This is a genomic window from Cellulomonas soli (assembly GCF_052036975.1).
GTDB lineage: Bacteria > Actinomycetota > Actinomycetes > Actinomycetales > Cellulomonadaceae > Cellulomonas > Cellulomonas soli_A.
On sequence record NZ_JBQIAR010000011.1, the window covers coordinates 1 to 17,139 of the forward strand.

18 protein-coding genes and 1 tRNA gene are annotated in these 17,139 nt (G+C 72.8%); 8 read left to right on the forward strand and 11 right to left on the reverse strand.

Annotated features, from left to right (window positions below):
* A partial coding sequence (locus ACTHAM_RS12190) for a cation-translocating P-type ATPase (protein ID WP_440687786.1) occupies positions 1 to 1,517 on the forward strand: 1,517 nt, incomplete at its 5' end.
* A gap of 58 nt (positions 1,518 to 1,575) precedes the next feature.
* Positions 1,576 to 1,890 (forward strand): helix-turn-helix transcriptional regulator, encoded by a 315-nt coding sequence (locus ACTHAM_RS12195; protein WP_440687788.1) that lies wholly within the window; start codon positions 1,576 to 1,578, stop codon positions 1,888 to 1,890.
* 49 nt (positions 1,891 to 1,939) lie between these two features.
* On the opposite strand, the gene ACTHAM_RS12200 is transcribed toward ACTHAM_RS12195, so the two are convergent.
* From ACTHAM_RS12200 to ACTHAM_RS12210, 3 genes are read right to left on the reverse strand one after another with little or no spacing between them, the layout of a single operon-like run.
* A complete protein-coding gene (locus ACTHAM_RS12200; protein WP_440687790.1) occupies positions 1,940 to 2,302 on the reverse strand; it encodes a hypothetical protein in 363 nt (120 codons plus the stop codon).
* Positions 2,303 to 2,333: 31 nt separating this feature from the next.
* The gene (locus tag ACTHAM_RS12205; RefSeq protein WP_440687792.1) at positions 2,334 to 3,038 is read right to left on the reverse strand and encodes an RraA family protein; all 705 of its coding nucleotides are present in this window, start codon (positions 3,036 to 3,038) and stop codon (positions 2,334 to 2,336) included.
* Positions 3,039 to 3,082: 44 nt separating this feature from the next.
* The gene (locus tag ACTHAM_RS12210; RefSeq protein ID WP_440687794.1) at positions 3,083 to 3,703 is read right to left on the reverse strand and encodes a LysE family translocator; all 621 of its coding nucleotides are present in this window, start codon (positions 3,701 to 3,703) and stop codon (positions 3,083 to 3,085) included.
* Positions 3,704 to 3,823: 120 nt separating this feature from the next.
* On the opposite strand from ACTHAM_RS12210, the gene ACTHAM_RS12215 reads away from it, so the two are divergent.
* Complete coding sequence (locus tag ACTHAM_RS12215) at positions 3,824 to 4,276, forward strand: Lrp/AsnC family transcriptional regulator (protein ID WP_440687796.1); 453 nt, start codon at positions 3,824 to 3,826, stop codon at positions 4,274 to 4,276.
* 195 nt (positions 4,277 to 4,471) lie between these two features.
* Here the strand turns inward: ACTHAM_RS12215 and ACTHAM_RS12220 are convergent.
* A tRNA-Met gene (locus tag ACTHAM_RS12220) sits at positions 4,472 to 4,545 on the reverse strand.
* A gap of 19 nt (positions 4,546 to 4,564) precedes the next feature.
* Positions 4,565 to 5,569 carry a DMT family transporter gene (locus tag ACTHAM_RS12225; RefSeq protein ID WP_440687798.1) on the reverse strand — a complete coding sequence of 335 codons (1,005 nt, stop codon included), beginning with the start codon at positions 5,567 to 5,569 and terminating at the stop codon, positions 4,565 to 4,567.
* An 86-nt stretch (positions 5,570 to 5,655) separates the two neighbouring features.
* Here ACTHAM_RS12225 and ACTHAM_RS12230 point away from each other — a divergent pair, with 86 nt between their 5' ends.
* On the forward strand, positions 5,656 to 6,540 hold the full coding sequence (locus tag ACTHAM_RS12230; protein ID WP_440687800.1) for a LysR family transcriptional regulator: 885 nt from the start codon (positions 5,656 to 5,658) through the stop codon (positions 6,538 to 6,540).
* 38 nt (positions 6,541 to 6,578) lie between these two features.
* Here the strand turns inward: ACTHAM_RS12230 and ACTHAM_RS12235 are convergent, their stop codons facing one another.
* Positions 6,579 to 9,572 (reverse strand): UPF0182 family membrane protein, encoded by a 2,994-nt coding sequence (locus ACTHAM_RS12235; RefSeq protein ID WP_440687802.1) that lies wholly within the window; start codon positions 9,570 to 9,572, stop codon positions 6,579 to 6,581.
* Positions 9,573 to 9,691: 119 nt separating this feature from the next.
* Here ACTHAM_RS12235 and ACTHAM_RS12240 point away from each other — a divergent pair, with 119 nt between their 5' ends.
* A complete protein-coding gene (locus ACTHAM_RS12240) occupies positions 9,692 to 10,291 on the forward strand; it encodes a PPA1309 family protein (RefSeq protein ID WP_440687804.1) in 600 nt (199 codons plus the stop codon).
* 53 nt (positions 10,292 to 10,344) lie between these two features.
* On the opposite strand, the gene ACTHAM_RS12245 is transcribed toward ACTHAM_RS12240, so the two are convergent.
* Positions 10,345 to 11,532 carry a YlbL family protein gene (locus ACTHAM_RS12245; protein ID WP_440687806.1) on the reverse strand — a complete coding sequence of 396 codons (1,188 nt, stop codon included), beginning with the start codon at positions 11,530 to 11,532 and terminating at the stop codon, positions 10,345 to 10,347.
* A 7-nt stretch (positions 11,533 to 11,539) separates the two neighbouring features.
* Complete coding sequence (locus tag ACTHAM_RS12250) at positions 11,540 to 12,559, reverse strand: NAD-dependent epimerase/dehydratase family protein (RefSeq protein ID WP_440687808.1); 1,020 nt, start codon at positions 12,557 to 12,559, stop codon at positions 11,540 to 11,542.
* 90 nt (positions 12,560 to 12,649) lie between these two features.
* Between ACTHAM_RS12250 and ACTHAM_RS12255 the strand changes: the two genes are divergently transcribed.
* On the forward strand, positions 12,650 to 14,098 hold the full coding sequence (locus ACTHAM_RS12255) for a zinc-dependent metalloprotease (RefSeq protein WP_440687810.1): 1,449 nt from the start codon (positions 12,650 to 12,652) through the stop codon (positions 14,096 to 14,098).
* Positions 14,099 to 14,120: 22 nt separating this feature from the next.
* On the opposite strand, the gene ACTHAM_RS12260 is transcribed toward ACTHAM_RS12255, so the two are convergent.
* On the reverse strand, positions 14,121 to 14,735 hold the full coding sequence (locus ACTHAM_RS12260; protein WP_440687812.1) for a YgjP-like metallopeptidase domain-containing protein: 615 nt from the start codon (positions 14,733 to 14,735) through the stop codon (positions 14,121 to 14,123).
* Between the two features lie 195 nt (positions 14,736 to 14,930).
* On the opposite strand from ACTHAM_RS12260, the gene ACTHAM_RS12265 reads away from it, so the two are divergent.
* Together ACTHAM_RS12265 and ACTHAM_RS12270 are read left to right on the forward strand one after the other, a co-directional pair.
* Entirely contained in the window at positions 14,931 to 15,089 is a 159-nt protein-coding gene (locus ACTHAM_RS12265) for a DUF5679 domain-containing protein (RefSeq protein WP_440687814.1), read from the forward strand.
* Positions 15,090 to 15,238: 149 nt separating this feature from the next.
* The gene (locus ACTHAM_RS12270; RefSeq protein ID WP_440687816.1) at positions 15,239 to 16,405 is read left to right on the forward strand and encodes a ThiF family adenylyltransferase; all 1,167 of its coding nucleotides are present in this window, start codon (positions 15,239 to 15,241) and stop codon (positions 16,403 to 16,405) included.
* On the opposite strand, the gene ACTHAM_RS12275 is transcribed toward ACTHAM_RS12270, so the two are convergent.
* Positions 16,324 to 16,713, reverse strand: a complete 390-nt coding sequence (locus ACTHAM_RS12275) for a WhiB family transcriptional regulator (protein WP_440687818.1) — start codon at positions 16,711 to 16,713, stop codon at positions 16,324 to 16,326. The two genes, ACTHAM_RS12270 and ACTHAM_RS12275, sit on opposite strands and share 82 nt — an antisense overlap.
* Positions 16,714 to 16,853: 140 nt before the next feature.
* On the reverse strand, positions 16,854 to 17,051 hold the full coding sequence (locus ACTHAM_RS12280; RefSeq protein ID WP_440687820.1) for a hypothetical protein: 198 nt from the start codon (positions 17,049 to 17,051) through the stop codon (positions 16,854 to 16,856).
* Between the last annotated feature and the right edge of the window lie 88 nt (positions 17,052 to 17,139).

A 17,139-nucleotide genomic window follows, 5' to 3' on the forward strand; every position in this document is an offset into this window, starting at 1 on the left:
ACGCGGTGATGACCGCCACGGACGACGGGCCCGCGGGCATCGTCGGTGACCCGACGGAAGGTGCCCTCGTGGTGCTGGCGGCCAAGGCGGGCCTCGACGTCGACGCGCTCCGGGCTGAGCACCCCCGGATCGCCGAGGTGCCCTTCGACGCGGCCCACAAGTACATGGCGACGGCCCACGCCGAGGGTGTGCGCGCCCGGGTGCACCTCAAGGGCGCTCCCGACGTCCTGCTGGCGCGCAGCGGCTTCGTCGTGACGGCCGACGGCATCGCCCCCATGGACGAGGACCGGCTGGCCGCCGTCCAGGCCGACATCGGCCGACTGGCCTCCGAGGGCCTGCGCGTGATCGGCGTGGCGACCACCCTCCTCGACGAGGTGGGCGACCCCGCCACGCTCGGCGACAGGCTGACCGGTCTCACCTTCCTGGGCCTGGTGGGCATCGCCGACCCGCCTCGGGCCGAGGCCCGCGACGCCATCGCGCTCTGCCACCGTGCCGGCGTCGCCGTGAAGATGATCACCGGCGACCATCGCGACACGGCTGCCGCGATCGCCCGGGAGCTCGGCATCCCGGGCGAGGTGGTCACCGGGGCCGAGCTCGACCGCATGAGCCCGCAGGAGCTGGGGTCGCGCATCGAGGGCATCGGCGTGTTCGCGCGCGTGGCACCCGAGCACAAGGTCGCCATCGTGCGGGCCTTGACGGAGCGCGGCCACATCGTGGCGATGACGGGCGACGGTGTCAACGACGCCGCGGCCCTGCGCAGCGCCCACATCGGCGTCGCCATGGGGATCACCGGCACCGAGGTCACCAAGGAAGCCGGCGCGATGATCCTCACGGACGACAACTTCGCCACCATCGTCAAGGCCGTGCGCGAGGGCCGCGCCATCTTCGACAACGTGGTGAAGTTCGTGCGCTTCCAGCTCTCCACCAACATCGGCGCGATCCTGTCGTTCCTCGGCGCCACCGTCGCCGGCCTGCCCGCACCGCTGACCGCCATCCAGGTCCTCTGGGTGAACATCATCATGGACGGCCCGCCCGCCATGGCCCTGGGAGTCGACGCCGCCCGGCCCGGCCTGATGGACGAGCCGCCGCGCTCCCGCACCGCCCGCATCCTCGGCCGGACCCGACTGGTACGGATGATCCGGTCGGGCGCCGTGATGGCCACCGGCACGCTCGCCGTTCTCGCGCTGGCCGGCGACAGGTTCGGCGCCGCGACAGGGGCGACCATGGCGTTCACCACGTTCGTCCTGTTCCAGTTCTTCAACGCCCTCAACGCCCGGGCCGAGCACGAGAGCGTCTTCACCCGGCACCTGTTCACCAACCGCTGGCTGTGGCTGTCGTTCGGCGCCGTCGTCGTCCTGCAGGTCCTCGTCGTGCAGCTGCCCGGCCTGAACCCGGTCTTCGACACCGTCCCCCTGGACGCGACCCAGTGGACCGTCAGCGCCGCCGTCGCCACGACCGTGCTGGCGGTCGAGGAGCTCATCAAGCTCGGCCGTCGGCTCACCGGGAGGACCCGCTGACACCCGAGCGCACCTGCACTGCAATACGTGATCTGCACAGCGTCCTAGGCTGGCGTTCATGACCGTCGAACCGACGCACGAGGGCACCCCCAGCTGGACGTTCCTGTCCAACCACGGCCACGTGCTCGTCTGCCTCGCCCTCGACCCCCAGTCGAGGCTGCGCGACATCGCCGCGCGGGTCGGCATCACCGAACGCGCCACGCAGGCCATCATCCGCACGCTGGAGGACGCGGGGTACGTGCGCACGGAACGCGTGGGCCGTCGCAACAGGTACCAGGTCAGGGGCGACCTGCCCTTCCGTCACCCGCTCGAGGCGGGCGTCCCCGTGGGCGAGCTCCTGAGGCTGGTCACGGACGGCGCCCGCGCGCGCTGACGGCCGACCGGTCGACGGCGCCCCGGGGGCACTCTCCGAGGAGCGGGTCCTACTGCGCCTCCGCGGCCGCCTCGAGGGGGTACCGGCGGCGCAGCACCAGTCGCTGCGCGAACGTCCACCAAGCCGTCACCAGCAGGTAGGGGCCCGCAGCCAACGGCACGAAGCACGCGACCACCGCCGTGATGGACTGCAGGACGCCGAGAGCGCGCTGCACCCCCGCCCCCACCAACGGGTTCACCGCTCCACCCGACGACCCAGCGGCTGTGACAGGCGACGGCGCCACCGCGGCGGCGAGCCGCCCGCCCGGCGATGAGGCCCGCCTGGTCAGCTCGCCGACCAACGCGATCCCCAGCACGACCACGCCGACCACGATCGGCGTCGCGGCGCCCAGCAGGACGAGCGTGGTCGTCAAGTCGCGTGAGGCGTCTGGCTGACGCGGTCGTTCACTCCTCGATCGCGGCGTCGATCGAGCGCAGGTGCTGGCGGAAGGTCACGCCGTCACGCGCGCGGGCGGCGACGTACTCGGCGAAACGAGTCTGCTGGCGCAGCGACGTGCCGAGCCGCATGCGGGCGGCCTGACGGAGCTCGGTGTCGCGGATGCGGGTCGCGACTGCGGCGATCTCCGCAGCTCGGTCCGCCGGGAGGAACACGACGCCGTCATCGTCGGCCAGCACGAGGTCGTCGCCCGTGATCGTGTGCGTCCCGCACGCGGCCCAGTCGAGCGCATCGGCGGGCTGGGGGTCGAGCCGTTCGGGTCCGTTCGGGTAGGCGCCCAGGCTCAGGACCGGGACGTTGATCGCACGCAGCTGTGGGGTGTCGCGGTGCAGGCCCCACAGGACGATCCCCGCCAGGCCGGCCTGCGCCACCTCAAGGGCGACGAGGTCACCCACACAGGCCTCGTCGGTGCGCCCGCCGTTGTCGACGACCAGGACCTCTCCCGGCGTGGAGCGTTCGAGTGCCTCGAGGAACACGTCGACGCTGCCGCTGTGTCGTGCCGGGCGTGCGGGTCCGGCGAGGTGGATGCCGGACCACAGCGGACGGAGGGATGCGGGGGCGCAGCGCACCGGGACGCCGATCCGCAGGCATGCGTCCGCGACGTGAGGTGTGGTCAGTTCCGAGAACGTGGTGTGCAGGGTCAGGGCATCCATCGGTGTTTCCTTGGTGTCGGGGCGGGGGTGGTGGAGGTCGAGCACTAGACGAGCAGCTGCTCGACGACGAGTGCGGCGCCGAGCGCGGCCATGACGACCGCGGACACCCGCGAGACGAGCTTCGCGGCCGCCGGGCGCGCGGCCAGCACCCGTTGGGCCGTCACGGCGACGGCGAGGTACACGACGGCGCACGTGGCGACGTGGAGCAGCCCGAGGGCCGCACTCTGGGCCCACACAGGCCACGCGGCCGCGCGGGACGTGAACTGCGGAAGCAGGGCGAGGAACAGCAACATGACCTTCGGGTTCAGACCGCTCACGCCGATCCCCTTCCACAGCCACCGCGCCCGAGAGTTCCCGGCAACCGACTGCGCGCTCTCGTGCGGTGCAGCCGGTCGGGTGAACGTCATGATCCCGAGCCAGAGCAGGTAGGTACCGCCCGCGATCCTGAGTACCCCGAGGAGGTCAGGCGCGCTCGCGAGGAGGGCACCCACCCCGGCAGCCACGAGCATCGTCGCGATCAGGTGACCGAAGAGCATCCCGCCCACGGCCGGCAAGATCACGCGCCCCCGGATACCGGCACTGATCGCATAGGCCCAGTCGGCGCCCGGTGCGAGCACGAACACGATCGAGACTGCCCAGAAGCCCAGCACGTCCGCGCCGTCCACCGATCCGTCCCCCCGCTCGGCACCCCGATCTGGGATGACGGTGGAAGGCTACGAGGGAACTCGGCGAATGTGGTTCCAACATCTCGTCGCGAGCGGATGCACCATGGAAGAATCTGACGCATGGACGCCACTGACCGCGCAATTCTTGCGGAACTCCAGAGGGACGGGCGACAGACCCTCACCGAGCTCGCCGAGCGCGTCCAGCTCAGCATCTCCCCGTGCCACCGACGGCTGCGCGCGCTCGAGCGCGCAGGCGCCATCACCGGCTACCACGCACGTCTGGACGCGAAGGCCCTCGGGCTGACCTTCGAGGCCCTGATCTTCGTCACCATGCGGGAGGCCACTCTCACCACGATCAGCGCGTTCGAGGCCGCGGTCGCCGATCTGCCCAACGTCCTGCAGGCCCAGCGCCTCTTCGGCGACCCCGACTACCTCCTGCGCGTCATCGCTCGCGACCTGGCTGACTACCAACGCCTCTACGACAAGGACCTCTCCGCCCTGCCCGGCGTCCAGCGGCTCAACTCGACGCTCGTCATGCGATCAGTGGTCCAGGACCGCGCACTCCCGCTCTAGTCGCAACCACGAGTGGCCGACGTGAACACACGGACGCTGGGACGCGGACGCTCGTCACCAGAGCGACAGATCCGCCCAGATCCCTGCCGATCGGCTCGCAACCGCCGATGAGGACTGCCCACATCACGCCCCGGCAACGCCAGAGGCCCTCCCTCCCCGAAGGGAGAAAGGGCCTCTGGACTGCTACTTCACAAGTAGCGGGGGCAGGATTTGAACCTGCGACCTCTGGGTTATGAGCCCAGCGAGCTACCGAGCTGCTCCACCCCGCGTCGGTGTCTCAACCATACGTCAGGCGCGGACCTGGTCCAAATCGCCCCCGGTGGAGGCCTGCGCGACCGAGGCCGACGCCTCTGCCACGGCAGCCGGAGCCGCCTCGACCACGTGCGTGCGCGAACGTCCGAGCACCCGCTGGGCGACCAGGATCCCCAGCACCACGAGCAGCCCCCCGACGGGTTCGTTCCACTGAAGTCGTTCGTCGAGCACGAGCACCCCGAGCAGCACCCCGACCACCGGGGTCAGGTACGTGACGGTGGAGGAGCGTTGCGCCCCCCACCGTTCGATGACGCGCGTGTTCCACACGTACGCCAGGCCGGTGCCGAGCGCACCGAGCGCGACGGTCGAGGCGATCACCGGCCCGGTCAGGTCCGCCGACCCGAAGCCGCCGAGGAACGGCGCGAGCAGCACCATGACCACGGCGGCCAGGCTGACCTGGGAGGCGGCGACGGTGACGGAGTCGTGGCCGCGCCCCTGCACGAACCGACGCATCCAGGTGATGCCCAGGCCGTAGCAGGCGGTCGCACCGAGGCAGGCGAGCTGCGCGGGCAGGGAGCCGTCGAGGGCGGCGTCGCCCAGGTAGGACCACGGGCCGACGATGACGACCACGCCGAGCGCGCCGACCCCGATGCCGAGGCGCTGGCGGCCGTCGAGTCGCTCGCCGGGCAGCAGGGCGCCGGCGGCGATCGCGGTCATGATCGGGGTGGAGGCGTTGTAGATGCTGGACAGCCCGGACGGCAGGTACTGGCCGGCCCACGAGAACAGCAGGAACGGTACGACGCACAGCACGAGGGCCACGACGAGCAGGTGCCCCCAGACGGCCAGCCCTCGGGGCCAGCGGCGTCGGGTGACGAGCATGGTGACGACCAACGTGAGCGCACCGCAGACCAGGCGTCCGAGCACCAGCTGGGCGGGGGCGAGCCCGTCGAGGGCGACCTTGATGAGCAGGAAGCTCGACCCCCACACCGCGGCGAGGGTCACGTACATGGCGGCGGTGCGCCGGTCCTGCTGGGTGTCCACGGGCCCTCCTTCGTGTGGGCTCATCGTCGCGGCGGGCAGTGACATGAAGCAAGTGCATCTGGCTCATGGCTTGATAGATTCCCCTCATGCCGACGCTCGCTCAGCTGCGTGTGCTCGTCGCCGTGGTCGACACCGGGTCGTTCACCCAGGCCGCCACCGCGCTGGGCATCAGCCAGTCCGCCGTCTCGCACGCACTGGCCGCACTCGAGCGCGAAGGCCCCGGACCGCTCGTCGACCGCAGCGGCGGGGCCACCCCGACCGCGCTGGCGCACCGGCTGCTCCCCCACGCCCGCTCCGCACTGGCCTCCGCCGACGCGTTCGCTGCCGAACAGGCCGCGTTCGCCGGCCGCGCCGACGGCACCGTGCGCCTGGCCGCCGTGCCCACCGTCTGCCAGGGCCTGCTGCCGCGGCTGCTGCGCGACTGGTCCACGCGGCTGCCCGACGTGCGCGTGCAGGTGTTCGAGGGCGACGACGACGAGATGCCCCGCTGGCTCGAGGTCGGCACCGTCGACGCGGCGATCCTCGTCGACCCGCGGCCGGTGCCCGACGGCGGGCGGGTCGTCGCCCGCGACGACTACCGGGCCATCGTGCGCCGCGACCACCCGTACGCCGAGGAACAGGTCATCGACCTGGCCGAGCTCGGGCAGGACGGGCTGCTCGTCTCCCAGGGCGGCTGCGAGGCGCAGGTGCGGCGGCTGCACGCCGACGCGGACCTCTCGTTCCGGCCCGCCCAGCACGTGCGCGAGCTCGCCACGCTGGTCCGCATGGTCGCCGAGGGCATCGGGGTGTCGATCATGCCGAGCCTCGGCGGGGCGATGCTGCCTCCCGAGCTGGTCATGGTGCCGCTCGCACCGACCCGTGCGCGCGAGCTGGTGCTCACCGGTCCCTCGCAGCGGCCGTGGCACCCGCTGGTGCGCACCCTGGTCGAGGCCACCGACCCCGCAGACACCACCGGCGCGCACCCCCTGTGAGGGATACGCGCCGGTGACGGTGCGACGAGCGGGACCGGCTACTGGTCCAGCTCGGCCTCGGCCGCGATGGCATCCGCGAGCGCCTGGTCGAGACGGTCCTGCGCCTCGCCGTACGCGGCGAAGTCACCGTCGGCCAGCGCCGCCTGCCCGTCCTGGATCGCCTGGTTGGCCTCCCCCAGGGCCGCCTGCAGCCGAGCGCGTGCGTCGGTGGCCGCAGGGGTGTCCGTCGGGGTCGGCGCGGGCGTCGCGGTGCCGGGGTCCGTCCCGGTGTCGGTGCCCGGATCGGTCCCGGTGTCGGTGCCCGCGTCGGGGTCGGTGCCCGCGTCGCCGGCATCGGTGCCCGAGTCGCCGCCGAACACCTGGTCGAGCGCCTCGTCCAGCGTCGGGGCGAACCCGATGCTGTCACCGAAGCCCACCAGCACCCGCTGCAGCAGCGGGAACTTGGTGCCGCTCGAGGACTGCAGGTACACCGGCTGCACGTACAGCAGGCCGCCGCCGACGGGCAGGGTCAGCAGGTTGCCGCGCACCACGGACGAGTCGCCGCGGCCCAGGATGTTCAGCTCGGTGGACACCGTGGGGTCGGTGGTGAAGTTGTTGTTCTGCTGGCCCGGTCCGGGCACCGTCGAGTCGCGTGGCAGCTCGAGCAGGCGCATCTGGCCGTACCCCTCGGCGATCTCGCCGGCTGTCGACCCGGCAGCCGCGTCCACCGCCAGGTACCCGGTGAGCACGTTGCGGGCGTTGCCACCGGCCGGGATGAACGTCGACATCAGCGAGAAGCTCGCCGCGTCCTGCCCGGGCATCTGCAACGTCAGGTAGTACGGCGGCTGCGCGACCGACGTCGTGGTGACCGTCGGGTCGTCCGGCGTCGTCCAGAAGTCGTTGCCGGAGAAGAACTGCGCCGGCTCGGTCACGTGGTAGCGGCCGAGCAGGGTGCGCTGCACCTTGAACAGGTCCTCCGGGTACCGGATGTGGCTCATCAGGTCGCCGCTGATCTCCGAGATCGGCTTCAACGAGGTCGGGAAGACCTCCTGCCACGCCTGCAGGATCGGGTCCTCGGCGTCCCACGCGTACAGCGTGACCGAGCCGTCGTACGCGTCGACCGTGGCCTTCACCGAGTTGCGGATGTAGTTGACCGTCTCGGGCTGCAGCGCCTCGACCGAGGCCGACTGCACCGTCAGGGAGTCCGTGGTGGCGTCCTCGAGCGAACGGGATGCCGAGTACGGGTACTGGTCGGAGGTGGTGTAGCCGTCGATCATCCACACGACGCGACCGTCCACGACCGCCGGGTACACGCGGCCGTCGAGCGTCAGGTACGGCGCGACCTTCTCGACGCGGGTGGCCGGGTCACGGTCGTACAGGATCTGCGACTCGCTGTTCACGCGGTCGGAGAACAGCAGCTGCTCGTCACCGAGCTTGACCGCGTACAGCAGCTTGTTCCAGAACGAGCCGATCGACGGGCCCGCGGAGACGTCCTGCGTGGGGAACGTCGTGTTGATCGCACCGCCCGAGGCGTCGTCCGGGTAGTCCAGCTCCCAGTCGCCCGAGCCCTCCGGGGCACCCACGATCGAGTACGCCGGCGACTGCTGGCCGAAGTAGATGCGCGGCTCGTACTCGCCGATGCCACCCGTCGAGGGGATGCCGCTCTCCCAGAACTCGGGAGCGCCACGGGCACCGGTCGTGTTGCCGTACGCCGCGACGACGCCGTACCCGTGGGTGTACACGGTCGTGTCGTTGGTCCAGTTGCGCTGCTCGCCGGACAACCCGTCCAGGTCCAGCTCGCGCACCGCGATCACCGTGTCGCGCGACTCGCCGTCCACCTCGTAGCGGTCCACCGACAGCGTGTCGGGGAAGTTGTAGAACGCGCGGATCTGCTCGAGCTGCTTGAACGACGGGCTGACGATCTGCGGGTCGAGCAACCGGATCGAGGCGGCCGTCTCGGCGTCCGCCCGCAACGCACCCGGCTCGGCGGTGACCTTCGCGTCGTAGCTCGTGGTCGTCACCGACTCCGGGTCGATGTCGTAGGCGTCGAGCGTCGCGTCGATGTTGCGCTGGATGTACGGCGCCTCGGCGTCCTGCTGGTTCGGGGCCACCTGGAACCGCTGCACGATCGCCGGGTAGATGCCGCCGACCGCGATCGCCGCGACGACCATGAGCCCCACACCGATCAGCGGGAGCCGCCAGTTGCCGCGGATCGCCGTGATGATGAACGTGACGGCCACGAACACCGCGATGCCCGCCAGGATCGCCTTGGCCGGGATGACCGCGTGCACGTCGGTGAACGCCGCACCCTCGAACTTCGCGCCGGCCTTGGTCAGGATCGAGTACCGGTCCAGCCAGTAGCTGGCGGCGATGAGCACCATGAGCAGCGCACCCACCACCGACAGGTGCACCCGCGCCGCCCGCGTGGTGCGCGGGGTCGCCGAGCCGCCGCCGATGCGAAGCCCGCCGTACAGGTAGTGCGTGGCCAGGGCGCCGATGCCCGACAGGATCGTGACGGCCATGAGGAACGAGACGGCGAACCGCAACGTCGGCAACGTGAACAGGTAGAAGCCCAGGTCGATCCCGTACTGCGGGTCGACCTGACCCACCGAGCTGCCGTGCAGCGCCAGCTGGATGCTCGACCACTGCTGCGAGGCCGCCGCACCGGCGAACAGGCCCAGCACCACCGGCCCGACGATCATCACCAACCGCCGCAGGGGCTCGATGGCCTCGCGGTACTGGTCGAGGTTCGCCTGCTCCTGCGTGGACGGCGCGTACACCGGGCGCGACCGGTAGGCGTAGCTCAGGCTGCCCGCCACGGCCCCGGCCATGATCAGGAACCCGAGCACGAACAGCACCGCGCGCGTGCCCCACTCGGTCCACAACACCTCGGCGAAGCCCAGCTGCTGGTACCACAGCACCTCGGTCCACACCTGTGCGAGCAGCAGGACGAGCACGACCAGACCGACCAGGACGGCGATCGTGGCCCCGAGCGGGCTGCGACGGCGCCCGGGCACGGGCCGGGGCTTCGGAGGCGGGCTGGCGAAGGTCACGTGCGGTCCTCATCCTCGATGCCGACCCCGTTGCCGGGCGCCGACGGTGGATCGTTGCTGCCGAGGACAACGCCCCGTGAGGTTCACAGGTTCCCACAGGCGGATGGGACGATGGCCGGGTGAGCGACACCTCCTCCGCACCCGCTGCGCCCTCCACCCCCGCGACGACACCCGCCTCGCCGCGCTCCCCGCAGCAGAGCGCCCTCGCCGACGCCGTGCGCGAGATCGAGCACCACGTCGCCGCGGCCGGCTGGGACGCCCCCGTGCGGGTGTTCGCCCTCGTGCGCACGCAGGCCGCGCTCGAGGCCTCGCCCGGCCTGGCCGACCAGCTCGACGCGCAGGTGCTGGCCGCGGCCCGCGTCGAACCGTGGCACCTGACGTCGGTCGAGCAGGAGGGCCTGCCCGACGCCGACGACCTGGAGAGCCTGCTCGCGGCGCTGTCCTGGCCGGCGACCGTCGACGGGATGGCCGTGACGGTCGAACGTGTCGTGCTGCCCCCGCAGGCCGAGGCCGCCATGCCGGACGACCCCGACGAGGCACTGCGGTACCTGATGGCCCACCCCGAGCGCACCGACGTGCGGATCGCGGTCGGTGCGCTGCGCGACGGCACCGCGTGGTGCGCGCTGCGTGCCCGCACGCACGACACCGACGACCAGGTCGGGCACGGCCCGGACCTGGTCCCAGGGCTCGTGCAGGCCGTCCGGGCCACGCTGGCCTGACGCGGCGGGGCCCCGACGACGTGCCCGACGGCAGGTAGCGCAGGGCCGTCGCGTCAGCCGGCGGCGGGCACGTCCTGCGCGGTGCAGGTCGGCAGGTCGTCGGCCGTCCCTGCACCGATCGCGGTCATGGCCTCGCGCGCCTCGTGCAAGGTCTCGACCTTCACCACGCGCAGACCGTCCGGCACATGGTCGACGACCTCGTCGCAGTTGGACGCCGGTGCCAGGAACCACGCCGCACCGTCGCGCAGCGCACCGGCCATCTTCTGCCGGATGCCACCGATCGGACCGACCTCACCCGTGACGTCCATGGTGCCGGTGCCTGCGATGACCTGGCCGTTCGCCTCGTCCTGCGGGGTGAGCTTGTCGATGATCCCCAGCGCGAACATGGTCCCCGCGCTCGACCCGCCGATGTCGTCGATCTTGATCGACACGTCGACCGGCAGGTCGAACTCCGGGTCGATGAACACGCCGATCTGCGCGCGGCCGTCGGCGCTGGTACCCGTGACGATCGGCACGTCGACCTCCTCGCCCCCGCGCGACACCGTCAGCGTGATGGTGTCCCCCGGCGTCACGTCGCCCAGCAGGTCGATCAGCTGGGTGTACGTGGTCAACGTGGTGCCGTCCACCGCGAGGATCACGTCGTCCTGCTCGAGCTTGCCTGCCGCATCCGTGCCTTCCACCGTGCCCGCCACCGTGAGCACCGCGGGCACCTCGTGCCCGAGCTCGGTCAGGGCGGCGACCGTGGCGTTCTCCTGCGAGGAGACCATCGCGGCGGTGTTCTCCTGGCTGATCTCGTCCTGCGAGACCTCGGGCGGGAACACCAGCTCGACGGGCTGCACCACGGTCGAGGGGTCGAACCAGCCGCGCAGCACCCGCGACACCGCCGAGGGGTACCCCGGACCGCCCGTCGAGGACACCGTCACCAGCCGCAGCTCACCGCTGGAGTCGTAGGTCTGCGCACCGTCGATCGTGATGAGCGCGACGCCGGCCACGTCGCCCAGCACGTCCCGCGTGGGGCCGGGGCTGCTGACCGCGTACGGAGCCGGCAACGCCACCAGCACCGCGAGCAGCACCGCCGTGAGCAGCATGCCGATCGACAACGTCAGCGCACGCGGGCTGGTGCGCGGTGCCGGTCCGACCAGGTCGGACTCGTCCTGCTCGTCGCCGGCACCCGGGACGTCGGGGGCGTCGGGCTGGTCGTGCTCGTCAGGGACAGCGGCAGGGGTGTGCTGGTCGGCCACGCCCCGATCATCCCCTACGTCGGGCCCGGGCCTGGCGCCACACCGCCGCCGTGCCGATCAGCGCCACCGCCGCACCGGCCGCCCCCAGCGCCGCCGCGTCCCGCGTGCCCAACCGACGCCCACCCACACCCAGGCGCCCCCGCACGCCGTCGAGCAGCACCTGCAGGCACTCCTCGCCCGACCACTGCGGCTGCCACCCGGCCGCGCGCAACCCGTGCGACGTGACCGTCCACGGGTAGACCACGTACGCCAGCTCCGACGACGGCGCCGGCAACGCCCCCACCCGGTGCAGCCGCTCCGCCGTGCCGAACGCCGTCACCGCCGCCAGCTCGATGCGGCGCATGCCCGAGACCTCCTGGACCCGCTCGGGGCTGAGCACGTCGTCCGCGCCCAGCGTGAACGTGCCGCCGAGCCGCTGGTCGATCACCAGGCGGACCGCACGGGCCAGGTCCTCCACGTGCAAGAACTGCCACTCGCGCGCCGCGCCGCGCACCGTCAGCAGCCGCGGCGCCTCGAAGTGGCGCGTGATCATCGTGTCGACCCCCGGGCCGACCAGGGCCGCCGGGCGCAGCACCGTCAGCAGCGGCGTGCGCCGCCGCCCGCGCGCCAGCTCGACCTCCACGGCCTGCAGGTCGCCCACCAGACCGTCCTGGGACTCCTCCGGTGGCAGCACCTGGTCCTCGTCGCGGATCGGCGGCCGGTCGGCCCACGCACCGTGCACGGTCGCCGAGGAGACGACCACCACGTGCGGCACCCCGGCGGCGCGGGCGCCGTCCAGCGTCCGACGCACCCGGGCCACCGCGGCGGCACGCCGCTCACGCACCGGTACGCCGGCCACCCCGGCGAGGGCCGTCAGGTCGCCGCCGTGCGCCACGAGCACCACCGCCTCGGCACCCTCGAACGCAGCCCGCGCGTCCTCGGGCACGTCGTCCAGCACGCGCCACGCAGGCCCGTCACCGGCCGCGAGCGCCGCGACCACGGGCCCCTGGCCGACGACGACCACGCCGCTGCGCCCTGAGCGAACCACCGCGTCCACCCTCCCTCGACCCGGATACCCGTGGTTACCGTGGACGCACTCCGGCGCCCCCCGTCGGTCTCATCGTCGCAGGAGGCACCCATGAGCCCCGACAGCCCCGCCGCACCAGGATCGGGCGGATCCGAGGAGTCCGCCTGGGAGCAGATGCTGCGCTCGGTGCTCGGACCGGCCGCCGACGAGGCCATCGCGGAGATGCGCGCCCGCGGCCTGGACCCCTCCGCGCTGGCGGCGCAGTCCGGTCTGCCGGACGACCCCCAGGCCCTGCGGGCCGTGTTCGCGCAGATGCAGCAGTTGCTGTCCTCCGGCGGCGACGAGCCCGTCAACTGGCAGGTCGCCCACGACCTGGCCCGGCAGCAGGCCTCCGTCGGGGGCGACCCGTCGCTGACCCCCGCGCAGTCGCAGGCCACTCTCGAGGCCCTGTCGGTCGCCGAGCTGTGGCTCGACGCCGCCACCGACCTGCCGCCCTCGACCGGCACCGCACGGGCCTGGAGCCGCGCCGAGTGGGTCGAGGCGACCCTGCCCACCTGGCGCACGCTCAGCGAACCCGTCGCCTCCTCGCTGTCGGTCGCACTCGCCCAGACGCTCGGCGGGGCGCTCGCCGAGGGGCTCGACGTCGGACAGCTGCCCGGCGGCATCGCCCCCGACCCCTCCGCCATGCTGCGCCGGCTCGGCTCCGCCGTCTTCGGCATGCAGGTCGGTCAGGCCGCGGGCACCCTGGCCCGCGAGACGTTCGGCACCACCGACATCGGCCTGCCCCTGCTCGACCGCCCGGCCCCGGCACTGGTGCCCAGCAACGTCGACGCCTTCGCCGAGGGGCTCGACGCCCCGCGCGAGGAGGTCCGCCTGTTCCTCGCCCTGCGCGAAGCCGCCGCCACGCGCCTGTTCACGCACGTGCCGTGGCTGCGCGCGCACCTGCTCGGCATCGTCGAGACGTACGCCCGGGGCATCACCATCGACGTCGACCAGCTCGAGGAGGCCGTGCGCTCCATCGATCCCTCGGACGCCGACGCCCTGCGCGAGGCCCTGTCCGGCGGCGTGTTCGCCCCGCACACCACCCCCACGCAGCAGGCCGCGCTCGAGCGGCTCGAGACGGCCCTAGCCCTCGTGGAGGGCTGGGTCGACGAGGTCGCTGCCTCGGCCGCGATGCCGCACCTGCCGCACACCGTGGCGCTGCGCGAGATGATCCGCCGTCGCCGGGCCGCCGGTGGACCGGCGGAGCAGACGTTCGCCACCCTCGTCGGGCTCGAGCTGCGTCCTCGACGCCTGCGGGAGGCCTCGGCCCTGTGGGCGCAGATCGGGCGTGACGGTGGCACGAGCGCCCGCGACGCCGTGTGGGACCACCCCGACCTGCTGCCGACCGTCGAGGATCTCGACGACCCCAGTGGCTACACGGCCCGCCGGGTGGCAGCGGTCGACGAGTCGGCAGACCTGGACCGCGCGCTCGCCGAGATCCTCGGCGGGGGTCCGGACGAGGGGCCGGACGGAGAACGGAACCCCGGGCCGGACGGCGGGCAGCAGGGCACGCCGTAGCGCGGGCCGCCTGGGCCGCCGGTCAGTGCGCGGTCTGCGCGTCGTCCACGGCCAGCTCGACCTCGTCGTGCGGGTCGTCGTGCTCGTGCGGGTCGTCGTGCTCGTCGCGCGCTGCGCCACCCGTCGGCCGCTCCCCGGCGTACGTGTAGCCCTCCAAGAACCCCCGGGCCCGCGCCGTGCGCGGGTACCGGTCCAGCTCGGCCCAGAACTCCGGCCCGTGACCGGCGTGCAGCAGGTGCGTCAGCTCGTGCAGCAGCACGTAGTCCAGCACCCACCGCGGCATGCCCCGCACGCGGTCGGAGATGCGGATCGTGCCGTCCGAGGGTGTGCACGACCCCCAGCGCCGCTCCTGGTTCGTCGACCACGTCACGCTCGTCGGCACGGCACGCCCACCCAGGTACCGCGCCGACAGCTCGGCGGCCCGGTCGGCCAGCTCGCCGTCCGACGGCTTGCGTCGACGCTCCTGCGCGGCCAGCCGCACCAGCATGCGCCGCACCCACTCGTGCTCCTGGGCGCGCGTGAACCGCGCGGGGATGGCCACGATGGTGCGCTCACCCTCGCGCCAGGCGGTGACGGTCCGCGCGCGACGTCGCGAGCGGCGGACCTCGACCTGCGCCAGGTCGTGCGTGGGGTGCACCAGCCGAACGCTAGTCCCTGGCACCCCCACCGTCACGGAAACGCAGGCCGCGGGCCTCGGCGAGTCACCCGCGAAGTCGTCCCCCGCCGGCGTCCGTGCGGTCTACTGTGGGCCGCGCGCGGGCGCCCCTGCACGAGCCCAGCGCCGCCGGCCGGTGGTCCCCGACCGGTGCAAGGACACCGAAGGAGACCCAGGATGGCCGAGACGTACGCCGGTGAGTTCTACTGCGTGAAGTGCAAGGAGAAGCGCGAGGCGGAGGGCGACGTGGTGATCTCCGAGTCGGGTCGCCGGATGGCCAAGGCCACCTGCCCCGTGTGCAGCACCAAGCTCAACCGCATCCTCGGCAAGGCCTGAGTCACCGGCTGCCGACCCGTTCGTCCTGGAGGGGCGCTCACCCGTCACGGGTGGCGCCCCTCCGGCGTGTCCACCCCTGTGGACGACCCCGGACGTCGTGCCGGGACCGCGTGAGAGTGTTCCGCCCGTCGACGACGAGGGGAGCACCGATGACCGTCCGCCTGCGCCCAGGGCTGCGCGTCCTGCGCCGCACCAGCACCGAGGTCCAGGTCGGCACGGACCCACGGTGGGCAGTCCTGCTCGGCGACCTGCACCCCGCCGAGGTCGACGCGCTCACCGACACCGACGCCCTGACCGACCTGCGGACGCTCACCCGGCGACGCGGCATCTCCCCCGAACGCATGCAGACGCTCGTGACCGCGCTGCACGACGCCGGCCTGACCACCGAGACCGACCAGGAGCGCACCCTGCCCGGCCCGGCAGCTGTCGAGGCCGCCGGTGCGAGCCTGGCCCGTGGCACGGTCGACGCCGGCACGCTGCTGCGTGCACGTGAGCAGTGCACCGTCGGTGTGGTCGGGCTCGGCCCCACCGGGCTGGGCCTCGCCGTGACGCTGGCCGCCTCGGGCGTCGGCACGCTCGTCATCGACGACGACCGTCTCGTCCGTTCGGCCGACGTCGGCCCCGCCGGCTACCGGTGGAGCGACGCCGGGTCGGTGCGCGCCACCGCGGCCGCGCGGATCCTGCGCGACGTGTCCCCCGGGATCCAGCTCGGCGCCACGAGCTCGCCCGACGTCCTGGTGGTGGTCGAGCACGGCGCCGCCGCACCCGAACGGGCGCAGGTGCTGCTCCTGTCGGGCGTCCCCCACCTGTCCGTGGTGGTCCGTGAGGCCGATGTCATGGTCGGACCGTTCGTGCAGCCCGAGGCGGACGCACCCGGTGCGTGCCTGCGCTGCCTCGACCTGCACCGGGTCGACCTCGACCCGGCCTGGCCCGTCGTCGCCGCCCAGCTCGCCGGACCTGGTCGCGGCGCCGCGGCGCGCAGTGGTGCTGCCCAGCTCGGTGAACCGACCGTCGTCAGCTCCATGGCGGCGGCCGTGGCCGCAGCCGACGTGCTGGCCGTGCTCGACGGCTGCACCCCACGTACGCGTTCAGCGACGATCGAGATCGCCGTGCCCGACGCGCTCCCCCGGACGCGCAGCTGGGCGGTGCACCCCACCTGCGGGTGCACCGCCCTGCCGGGGACCGACCTGCCCCGAGCCGACCTGCTCGGCGGCGAACGCCCCGGCCCTGCCGGTCATGCGGCCTCGGACGCGTCCTTGCGCGGGCGGCCGCGGCCTCGCTTGGTCGCCACGACCGCGCCGGCCACGAAGACCTGACCGCCCCAGACGCCCCACGGCTCCTCCCGCTCGAGGGCGCCCGCCAGGCACCCGTCGATCAGGGGGCACTCGCGGCAGAGCGCCTTGGCGCGCTCGACCTCGGCCGTGCGCTCGGCGAACCACAGCTCGGAGTCGTTGACCCGGCACGGGATGAGGCCCGCGACGAGGCGGTTGAACTGCCGACGGTCGTCGACGGTGGAACGTTCGGCCGTCGGTGCGGGAACCGCGGTCGACGTGTCGGTGGTGAGGGTCGATGGCCATGGGCCGGAGCCGACCCGGTCGGTGTCGAGCAGCGTCGTGAGCCGCACGATGTCCTCCTGGTGTCCTTGCTGATGAGCTGGTGCGTCGGGGCGGACCGGCGGACCTGTGCTCATCCCGAGGAGACGGGAGAAACAACAAGGCCGCGGATCCGGTACGGAGTCCGCGGCCTGGGCTGACCTGTGTCAGGTCAGAGCAGTGGAGCTCCGTGCGAGTCGAAGGGATCGGCCGTGACACCGAAGGGGTAGCCACGCAGGCGTCCAGTCGTGCCGGCAAGGCCGGTGACTGACAGAGAACGCCCCTGGAACCGGGCGCCGATGGGCGCGAGAGGACGCGGGACGAACGCGACCGGCGTGGTCGACGACGTGATCACCGTGAACTTCTTCATGACTGCACCCACCCCCTCTCCGGTTCGGACCCGGCGCGCTCAGCGCGCTGGCCTGCTCAACAAGGACGTGGAACACCCTAGGACGGTG